The organism is Nocardia sp. NPDC004604 (genome assembly GCF_040609795.1).
Classification (GTDB): Bacteria; Actinomycetota; Actinomycetes; order Mycobacteriales; family Mycobacteriaceae; genus Nocardia.
Window position 1 is genome coordinate 1 of record NZ_JBEXLC010000236.1, and the last position, 8471, is coordinate 8471.

2 protein-coding genes are annotated in these 8471 nt (G+C 70.7%); both read left to right on the plus strand.

Translation table 11 applies throughout. The features are described from left to right. Positions 1-8046: SDR family NAD(P)-dependent oxidoreductase (locus ABZW16_RS41705; RefSeq protein WP_354961687.1), on the plus strand; the 8046-nt coding region annotated here is incomplete at its 5' end. Positions 8047-8094: 48 nt separating this feature from the next. Then, the coding region (locus ABZW16_RS41710; RefSeq protein ID WP_354961688.1) for a beta-ketoacyl synthase N-terminal-like domain-containing protein at positions 8095-8471 on the plus strand (377 nt) is incomplete at its 3' end.

Here is an 8471-nt window from a genome sequence, read left to right on the forward strand (position 1 = left end):
CGCCAACCAGTCCTGTTCCACCCCACCATCGAAACCCTCATCACCGACCAACACACCACCTTCATCGAACCCAGCCCCCACCCCGTCCTCACCACGCCGCTGGAGGAGTGCGCCGACAGCATCACCGTCATCGGCACCCTGCGGCGCAACGAGGGCACCCGCACCCGGCTGCTCACCTCCGTGGCACAGGCCTGGGCCACCGGCCTACCCGTCGACTGGACAACCCAGTACCCGGGCGCGCATCGAATTCCCCTGCCCACCTACCCCTTCCAGCGCACCCGTTACTGGCTCGAGGGCACGGGCACCGGCACGGCGAATCTCGCGGCCGCCGGGCAGACCGCGCTGGCGCATCCGCTGCTCTCGGCGCGCATCGACCAGCCGGACGGACAGGAGACGCTGTTCACCGGACGGATCGCGCTCGACACTCACCCGTGGCTGGCCGATCACGTCATCGCCGGGGTGCCGCTGCTGCCGGGCACGGCGGTGCTGGAGCTGGCGGTGCGGGCCGGTGACGAGGTCGGCTGCAATCGGGTCGAGGAACTGACCCTGACCACGCCGCTGGTGATACCCGAGCGCGGCGGCGTCCAACTCCGGGTGCGGGTGTCCGCCGCCGAGGGCGAGCGGCATGCGGTCGGCGTCTACGCGCGACCGGAGAGCGCTCTAGCGGGTGACGAGTGGACCCGGCATGCCGAGGGCACGCTGTCGCGATCCGCCGCCGCTGCACCGATGTCCTGCGCGTGGCCGCCGCACAATGCCACCGCCGAGTCCGTGGACCTGGTGTACGAACGTCTCGCCGCACACGGCTACGCCTACGGTCCGACCTTCCAGGGGTTGCGCGCGCTATGGCGTAGCGGGAGTTCGGTATTCGCGGAGGTCGCACTGCCTGAGGAACAGCGCTCGGCCGCGGCACGGTTCGCGCTGCACCCGGGTCTGCTCGACGCCGCGGCCCAGACCGCGCTGCTCGCGGCGCCGTCTCCCGACGTGGTGTCGTCCGTGCTGCCATTCGCGTGGCGGAACTTCACCGTCTATTCCACCGGCGCCACAGCGGCACGGGTGTGCCTGCATGTCGTCGGCCCGACCGAAGTCCGATTGTCGCTCCTCGACACCGCGGGGGTGCCGATCGCGCAGGCCGAGGCACTCGTGCTGCGGCCGGTGAATCCGGCCGAGCTCACTCGGCTCGGCGCGGGCGAGGCCGGGCTGCTGCGCGTCGACTGGAGCGAATTCACCCCGGCGTCGGTGGTGCCCGCGGATCTCGTCTCACACGTCGATATCCGGGACGCGGACGATCTCGCCGCGCTGGCCGCCGATTTCGCCGCCGACGACGGCGAGCCGCCCTACCTCGTCTTCGCCCGGCTGGACCAGGGCATCGACGAGCACGACGAGCCGTCGGCGGCGAGCGCGCGGACCGAGGCGCTGCGGATTCTGACGTTGCTGCAAACCTGGCTCGCCGAGCCGTCGTTCGAGGACACGCAGCTCGTGCTGATCACCCGGCATGCCGTCCAGTCGTTGCCGGACGATCCGGTGCACACCCGATTCGCCACCGTGTGGGGCATGGTGCGCGCGGCGCAGACCGAGCATCCGGACCGGTTCGTCCTCGCCGATGTCGACGGCACCGAAGCCTCCGAGCGGGTGCTGCCGATCGCCGTCGCCGGCGGTGAGCCACAGCTCGCGGTCCGGCGGGGCAGGCCCCTGTTCCCCAGGCTGGTGCGCCCGGCAGTCACCGAAACCGTCGGTGCGCCAACCGATCCCGATGGGACTGTGGTGATCACCGGCGGCACCGGAATGCTCGGCCGCCGGGTGGCCCGGCACCTGGTCGACACCCACGGGGTGCGCCGGCTGCTGCTACTCAGCAGGCAGGGTCCGGCGGCGGACGGCGCGGCCGACCTGCTCGCCGACCTGCGGGCCGCCGGTGCGCGCGCGGAGATCGTCGCCTGCGACGCCGCCGACCGGGACGAGCTGACGCGGCTGTTCGACGACCTGCGTGCCACCCATCCGGTGGCCGCCGTCATCCACGCCGCGGGCGTGCTCGCCGACGGGACGCTCGACTCGCTCACGCCCGACCAGATCGCCCGGGTGCTGCGCCCGAAGATCGACGCCGCGGTCAATCTGCACGAGCTGACGCGCGGGCACCGGGTGCGGCGCTTCCTCCTGTTCTCCTCGGCCGCCGGTGTGCTCGGCTCGGCCGGGCAGGCGGGCTACGCGGCCGCGAACGCGTTTCTCGATGCGCTGGCCCGCTATCGCAGGCATCAGGGTGAACCGGCGGTCTCGCTGGCGTGGGGACTGTGGGACGAGCGTAGCGCCCTGACCGAGACACTGACCGAGGCGGACCTACGTCGGCTCGCGGAGCTGGGCATCGGCGCGCTGACGACCGAGGCCGCCCTCGCCGCCTTCGACCTCGCCTGGTCCGGCAGCCGCGACGCGACCGTGGTCGCGATGCGGGTGGACGCCGCGGCGCTGGCCGCGGCCGGTGCGCCAGTGCCGCCGATGCTGCGGGATCTTATTCGGGTGCCGATCCGCCGTGCGATGGTCCGGTCCGACGAGGGCACCGGGCTGCTGTCGGACGTGCCCGCCGAGCGCCGGTCCGCGGCCCTGCTCGAGCTGGTGCGAGCCAAGGCGGCCGCGGTGCTCGGCCATGGCTCGGCCGACGAGGTCGCGCCGAACCGCGCGTTCCGGGATCTCGGATTCGACTCGCTCGCCGCGGTCGACCTGCGCAACCGGCTCAATGCCGCGACCGGGCTGCGCCTGCCCGCCACGGCGATCTTCGACCATCCCAACCCGACGGCGTTGGCCGAGCAGCTCGAGCAGGCGCTGTACGGGTCGGTGCACGCGCGGGTATTGCCCGCTGCGGTGGCCGCACCCGCCGACGATCCGGTGGTCATCGTCGCCATGAGCTGCCGCTTCCCCGGCGGCGCAAGTTCGCCGGAAGCGTTGTGGCGCTTGGTCTCCGCCGGCGAGGACTCGGTGGCGGCGATGCCATCGGATCGCGGCTGGGATCCGGACGAGCTGTACGACCCCACCGGCCGCAGGCCGGGGTCGGTGCTCGCCACGGCCGGCGCGTTCCTGCCGGACGCCGCCGAATTCGACGCCGAACTATTCGGCATCTCCCCGCGCGAGGCGCTGGCGACCGATCCCCAGCAGCGGCTGCTGCTGGAAACCGCGTGGGAGACCTTCGAGCGGGCCGGGATCGATCCGATGTCGTTGCGCGGCAGCCGGACCGGTGTCTTCGCGGGTGTGATGTACCACGACTACGGCGCGCGGTTGACGAATGTGCCCGCCGATGTGGAGGGGTATCTGATCAACGGCAGCGCGGGAAGCGTTGCGTCCGGGCGGGTTTCCTATGTGTTCGGCCTGGAGGGTCCGGCCGTCACCGTCGACACCGCGTGTTCCTCGTCGCTGGTGGCCATGCATCTGGCGGCGCAGGCCCTGCGCAACGGTGAGTGCTCGATGGCCCTCGCGGGCGGTGTCACGGTCATGGCGACGCCCGCGCCCTTCGTCGAGTTCAGCAGGCAGCGCGGGCTGGCGGCCGACGGCCGGTGCAAGGCGTTCGCCGCGGCCGCGGACGGGACCGGCTGGGGCGAAGGCGTGGGATTGCTACTGCTGGAACGCCTTTCCGAGGCCCGCCGTCATGGCCACCCCGTGCTGGCGGTGCTCCGGGGTTCGGCGGTCAACCAGGACGGCGCGTCCAACGGCCTCACCGCACCCAATGGCCCTTCCCAGCAACGGGTTATCCGCCAAGCCCTGGCCAACGCCGGACTGCAACCCACCGAGGTGGACGCGGTCGAAGCGCACGGCACCGGCACCCGGCTCGGCGACCCCATCGAAGCCCAAGCGCTCCTGGCCACCTATGGACAAGGCCGCGAACAGCCACTCTGGCTGGGCTCCATCAAATCCAATATCGGCCACACCCAGGCCGCCGCCGGTGCCGCGGGCGTCATCAAAATGATCCTGGCCATCCAGCACAGCATCCTCCCCCGCACCCTGCACATCGACGAACCGACGCCGCACGTGGACTGGACCACCGGCGCGATCTCGCTGCTCACCGAGAACACGCTCTGGCCCGACCGGCAGCGGCCCCGCCGCGCGGGCGTGTCCTCGTTCGGTGTCAGTGGGACCAACGCGCATGTCATCCTCGAGCAGGCACCCGAGCCGGAACCCGCTGCGGACGAACAGAACTCACCATCGTATGTGCCGTGGGTGCTGTCCGGTCGCGATGCGGCGGCGCTGCGGGCACAGGCGGCTCAGCTGGCAGCGGCGGTGACCTCGGAACAGTCGGCACTCGACATCGGCTGGTCACTCGCCACCGGCCGAGCCGTGCTGGAGGAACGCGCGGTAGTGCTGGTAGGCAACGAAACCGACCGCGTCGAAGCACTCACCGCGCTGGCCGAGGGCGTCGCGAACCCGGCGGTCGTGACCGGGCGCGCGTCCGGGAGCGGCGTGGCGATGGTGTTCTCCGGCCAAGGCACCCAACGCCTCGGCATGGGTCGCGAACTCTACGACACGTACCCCGTCTACGCCGCAGCCTTCGACATCACCTGTGCGGAGCTCGATCGGTATCTCCCACAACCGTTGCGCGACATCGTCTTCGGTGACGACAAGGAGCTGCTGGAGCAGACCCGGTATGCCCAACCGGCGCTGTTCGCGCTGCAGGTCGCCCTGTACCGGCTCTGGGAATCCTGGGCCGTCATGCCCACGGTGGTGGCGGGTCACTCCATCGGTGAGATCACCGCCGCCTTTATCGCCGGAGCGCTCACACTCTCCGAGGCGGCGATGCTCATCACCACCCGTGGCAGGCTCATGCAGTCGCTGCCCGAGGGTGGCGCGATGGTCGCTATCGACATCACCGAAGACGAAATCCTCCCCCATTTGCGGGGATACGAAGACAAAGTCGGTATCGCCGCCGTCAACGGACCCAAAGCCGTTGTGCTGTCCGGAGACCACACCGCACTCACCGAAATCACCACCCGCCTCGACGGACACCGGATCACCTGGCTCGAGGTCTCCCACGCCTTCCACTCACCGCTGATGGACTCGATCCTCGACGAATTCGGTGCGGTCGTGTCCCACCTGACGTGCGGCGCACCGACGATCCCGATGGTCTCCACCCGCACTGGCCAACCGGTGGACGACACCATGCTGGCAGACCCGGGCCATTGGATCAGGCACGCCCGCAACACCGTTCGCTTCGCCGACGCGGTCACCAGCATTGCCGAGCACAACCCCGCCGTATACCTGGAGATCGGCCCCAATGCTGCATTGACGGCACACATCAGCGGTACGGCAGTGTCCTCCCTACGCCATGACCGGCCCGAGACCGAAACCCTCACCGTCGCCCTCACCCATCTGATCGCGAACGGCGTAACCCCTAACTGGGACAGCTACTTCGCCGATACCGGTGCCCGCACAACGGCATTGCCGACCTACCCGTTCCAGCGCCAGCGCTACTGGCTCGACAATCAGCCGTCCGGTGTGGTCGACCTTGCCGCGGCGGGTCTGGACAGTGCCGATCACCCGATCCTCAAGGCGTCGGTGACCACACCGTCGTCGGACCGGATGCTGTTCACGGGCCGAGTGTCGCTCGCCGCCCTGCCCTGGCTGGCCGACCACGCGGTGCACGGTGCGGTGTTGTTCCCCGGCACCATGTTCGTGGATCTGGCGCTGCACGCCGGTCGGCACAGTGGACACCCCCATCTGGTCGAGCTCATCACCGACGTGCCCTTGGTGCTGACCGAGTCGGACAGCGTGCAGGTGCGGGTCGAGGTCGACGAGCCGGTGGACGGGCGCCGCGCGGTCGCGGTGTACTCGCGGCCTGCGAGCGCCGAGCCCGACGAACCGTGGACGCGGCACTGCTCGGGTGTCCTTGACGCGGACCAGGCCGCCCGGCCGAGCGAGGCCGTGCAGTGGCCACCGGCCGACGCGGTGGCGATCGATATCGGCGACTTCTACGAGCGGATGGGCGAATCCGGCGTCAGCTACGGTCCGGCGTTCCGCAGTATGCGGGCGGCCTGGCGGCGCGGCGACGAAGTCTTCGCCGAGCTCCGCATGGACGGCGACGCCGGTGCTTTCGCCGTGCACCCGGCCCTGTTCGACGCGGCACTGCACGCCACCGCGATCGACGCGGACGGCGAACCGGCGAGCCTGCCGTTCGCCTGGACCGGTGTCACCCTGCACGGCCGGTCGAGCACGGCGATGTCGGTCCGGGTGGTCCGCCGCGGGCGCGACGAGGTCACCGTCGAGCTGGCCGATCCGTTGGGCAGCCTGGTCGCCTCGGTCTCGTCGCTGCGCGGGCGGCCGATCTCCGACGCGGGACTGCGAACGGTGCGGGTTCCGTCACTGCGGGTGGATTGGCAGCCCGTAGCGCTGCCCGCCGCGACCGAGCTACCCGCCGACACTTCCATATTGAAAGTCGCTGCACGACAGTCTGATCCGGACAACCCGGCCGAGTCGGCGCGGCTGGCCGCCGAATACGTGCTCGGCTCGGTACGGGACTGGCTCACCCAGCAGGCCGATCCGCGATCACGCCTGGTCGTGGTCACCGACGGCATCGCGTCCGACGATCCCGCCCGCCGCCTGCCCGCCGCCGCGGTGTGGGGGCTGGTGCGGTCGGTGCAGGTCGAATATCCAGGCCGAGTTGCCCTGGTCGACGGCGACGACCGGCTCGCCGCGGCGGTGACCTCGGGGGAACCGCAGGTGGTGCTGAGCTCCGATAGTGCGTTCGTGCCGCGCCTCGTGCGCCGGATGCCGTCGGCGGCGGATGCGCAGTGGCGCCCCGGCACGGTCCTGGTGACCGGGGCGAGCGGTGCGCTCGGCGGCCGGATCGCCCGGCATCTGGTCGAGGCGCACGGTGTGCGCAGGCTGCTGCTCGTCAGCAGGCGCGGCGCGGCGGCTCCGGGCAGCGACGCGCTGGCGGCGCGGCTGTCTGAGCTCGGCGCCGAGGTGGAGCTCGCGGCGTGCGATGTGTCCGATCGGCGGGCGCTGGCCGAGCTGCTAGCCGCAGTGCCCGCGCGCCGGCCGCTGTCGGCGGTGGTGCACTGCGCGGGGGTGGTCGACGACGCCCCGGTGTCCGAGCAGTCGACGGAACGCTTGCGCACCGTGTTCGGGCCGAAAGCCGTTGGCGCGTGGCATCTGCACGAGCTGACCCGCGAGCTGGATCTGTCGGCCTTCGTCCTGTTCTCCTCGGCGGCCGGGGTGCTCGGGTCGGCGGGGCAGGCCAATTACGCGGCGGCCAATGGGTTCCTGGACGCGCTCGCCGAGGTTCGGCGCGCGCAGGGACTGCCCGCGGTGTCGCTGGCGTGGGGTCTGTGGGATGTCGCGGACGGCATGGCGGGCGGGCTCGGTGACACCGACCGGCGGCGCCTGGTGCGCGCGGGTGTGCTGCCGATCCGGGCGGAGCAGGGGTTGGCGATGTTCGATGAGGCGCTCGGGTCCGGTGCCGCGGCGGTCGTTGCGCTGCTGTTGAATCGGGCCGCGCTGGGCACGGGTGCGGCGGAACTACCAGCGGTGCTGCGCGGGTTTGTCACTGTCCGGGAACAGGATTCGCCCCTGCAGGCCGCGGTGTCCTTGCGCGAGCGGATCATCGGGCTCTCCGTCGAGGAGCGCGGCAGCGTGCTGGTCGACGTGGTGCGGGCCGAGGTCGCCGCGACGCTCGGACATACCTCGCCCGCCGCGCTGGATACCCGGCGCAGCTTCACCGATCTGGGTTTCGATTCGCTCACCGCGGTCGATCTGCGTAACCGGCTCACCGCGCGCACCGGTGTCGCGTTGTCGGCCACGATCGCGTTCGATCATCCGTCTCCGGAGGCGCTTGCCGCGTTCCTCGATGCCGAATTGCCCGGTGCCACCAACACTTTGCTCGGCGAACTGGACCGCCTCGAGGTCCTGCTCGCCGCGGAACGGGCGAGCGCCGATCACGCGCAAGTCGCCGAACGCCTCGCGCACCTGCTGACCGAGTGGAACCGGCGCGACCACGCGAACGGACACCACCGGACGGACCTCGCCGACACCACCACACCGGAGGAGTTGATGGATTTCATCGATCGCAACCTCTGACCAAGCCCCCCATTCCAGTCCGCTCGAAACGACAGGTGGTTGTGCGCGATGGCGCAGGACGAAAAGCTCTTCGGCTATCTCAAGCGGGTCACCGCTGATCTGCAACGCACGCGGGAGCGGCTGTCCGAACTCGAGAGCCGGGACCGCGAGCCGATCGCGGTCGTCGGGATGGCCTGTCGTTTTCCCGGTGGTGTGGACACCCCGGAGGCGCTGTGGGGACTGGTTTCCGCCGGCGGCGATGCGATTTCGGCGTTCCCACCGGATCGTGGGTGGCCGCTGGCCGAGCTGAGCGCTGACGATCCGGATGCGCCCGGTGCCTCAGCAACCCAGGAGGGCGGATTCCTCTACAACGCAGCCGAGTTCGATCCCGCACTATTCGGCATCTCACCCCGCGAAGCACTAGCAATGGACCCACAACAACGACT